This window comes from Micromonospora sp. 4G55 (assembly GCF_016803375.1).
On the sequence record NZ_JAEVHN010000864.1, the window covers coordinates 1 to 2,229 of the forward strand.

Genomic DNA, 2,229 nt, shown 5'->3' on the forward strand with positions numbered 1-2,229 from the left:
GGTCGGCGCGGAGCTGGTCACCCCGGTCGAGGTGCGGGAGGCCGCGGGGGGTGCCGGACGGGGGTCCCGCTGGCCCGGGTGGACCTGGCCGCGACCGGGCGCCGGATCGGCGCGCTGGCCCCGGTGGAGCGGGCCACGGTGACCCGGGACTGGCCGGGCACGCTGGTGGTGACGGTGGTGGAGCGGACGGGTCGCGGCGGTACCGCGGGACGGGCAGTTCGTCGTGCTCGACGCCGACGGGGTGGTGTTCCGGACGGTGCCGCGCGCCCCCGACGGCCTGCCGGTGGTCCGGCTGGCCACCCCCGGCCCGGACGACCCGGGCACCCGGGCCGCGCTGGAGGTGCTGGCGGTGCTCACCCCGCCGCTGCGCGCGGAGCTGACCGAGCTCACCGTGCAGGGTCTGGCCCGGATCAGCCTCACCCTCCGAGGCGATCGGACGGTCGTCTGGGGTGACGCGACCCGGGGGACGGACAAGGCGCGGGTGGCCACCGCACTGTTGGGTCGCAAGGCCGACACGATCGACGTCAGCGCGCCGGACGTGGTCACCTTCAAGTGATGGGGGACGCCGGACGTGAGCCGTCCCGCTAAGGGCGGCGACACGCCGGGCAGGTCCTTGGCTCTCGGCGTGGGGGCGCTTACGTTGCCCCGAAGAGGATCAGTGGTTGACATAACTGTAAGCCTCTAGTAGAGGGTGAGGGTTTATTCCTGATCCTCTGTGGTGACAGCTGTCGTCGACCGTCGGTCTGGCCACGCCGTACCCGGTCGGGGCGATGCCAATCTCGAAGGGAAAGGACCGGAGATGACACCTCCGCACAACTACCTGGCGGTCATCAAGGTCGTCGGCATCGGGGGCGGCGGCGTCAACGCCGTCAACCGGATGATCGAGGTTGGGCTCAAGGGCGTCGAGTTCATCGCGATCAACACCGATGCGCAGGCGCTGCTGATGAGTGACGCCGACGTCAAGCTCGACGTCGGCCGGGAGCTGACCCGGGGCCTCGGCGCCGGCGCCAACCCGGACGTCGGCAAGAACGCCGCCGAGGACCACCGCGACGAGATCGAGGAGGTGCTCAAGGGCGCCGACATGGTCTTCGTGACCTGCGGCGAGGGCGGCGGCACCGGCACCGGCGGCGCGCCGGTGGTGGCGAACATCGCCCGCAAGCTCGGCGCGCTCACCATCGGTGTGGTGACCCGACCGTTCTCCTTCGAGGGCAAGCGCCGCCAGGTGCAGGCCGAGTCCGGCATAGACGAGCTGCGCAACCAGTGCGACACGCTGATCGTCATCCCGAACGACCGGCTGCTGGCGCTCGGCGACCGCAACATCTCCATGATGGACGCCTTCCGCACCGCCGACCAGGTGCTGCTCTCCGGTGTCCAGGGCATCACCGACCTGATCACCACGCCGGGTCTGATCAACCTGGACTTCGCCGACGTCAAGAGCGTGATGAGCGGCGCCGGCAGCGCGTTGATGGGCATCGGCAGCGCCCGCGGCGAGAACCGCGCGGTGGAGGCGGCCGAGGCGGCCATCTCCAGCCCGCTGCTGGAGCAGAGCATGGACGGCGCGCGCGGCGTACTGCTCTCCATCGCCGGCGGCTCCGACCTCGGCCTGTTCGAGATCAACGACGCCGCCCAGCTGGTCACCGACGCGGCGCACCCGGACGCCAACATCATCTTCGGCGCGGTCATCGACGACGCGCTGGGCGACGAGGTCCGGGTCACCGTCATCGCGGCCGGCTTCGACGGCGGCGCGCCGTCGTACAAGGCGGCCGAGGCGCCGCGCAAGACCAACCAGAACCAGCCGGCGCCGCAGAACTCGCCGGTCGCGCCGCCGACCACCCTGCCGGCCCAGCAGCAGTCGCCGCGCCGGGTGCTCTTCGACGACGTGGACGTGCCCGACTTCCTCAAGAACGGTTCCTGAGCTCCGCCGATGACCGACGAACCAGCCACGGTACGGCCCGACCGGCGTGCCGAACTCGCGGCCGGGCTGGCCCGGGTCCGCGCCCGGATCGCCGACGCCTGCGCCGCCGCCGGACGGGACCGCGCCGAGGTCACCATGATCGCGGTCACCAAGACGTACCCGGCCGGCGACGTGGTCGCGCTGGCCGGGCTCGGGGTGATTGACGTGGGGGAGAACCGCGACCAGGAGGCCGCGCCGAAGGCGGCCGAGGTGGCCGCCGCCGGGGTGGCCGTTCGCTGGCACTTCATCGGCCAGCTGCAACGCAACAAGGCCCG

1 protein-coding gene and 2 pseudogenes are annotated in these 2,229 nt (G+C 72.1%); all 3 read left to right on the plus strand.

The window, feature by feature from the left end:
- Positions 1 to 556 (plus strand): annotated as a pseudogene (locus JNW89_RS35350) (cell division protein FtsQ/DivIB); the annotation flags it as partial.
- A gap of 243 nt (positions 557 to 799) precedes the next feature.
- The gene (ftsZ, locus tag JNW89_RS35355; protein ID WP_238452332.1) at positions 800 to 1,915 is read left to right on the plus strand and encodes a cell division protein FtsZ; all 1,116 of its coding nucleotides are present in this window, start codon (positions 800 to 802) and stop codon (positions 1,913 to 1,915) included.
- Positions 1,916 to 1,924: 9 nt separating this feature from the next.
- Positions 1,925 to 2,229 (plus strand): annotated as a pseudogene (locus JNW89_RS35360) (YggS family pyridoxal phosphate-dependent enzyme); the annotation flags it as partial.

Bases quoted from the DNA above. Each gene is read 5' to 3' on its own strand.
- ftsZ (WP_238452332.1), top strand. From the start codon at position 800: ATGACACCTCCGCACAACTACCTGGCGGTCATCAAGGTCGTCGGCATC.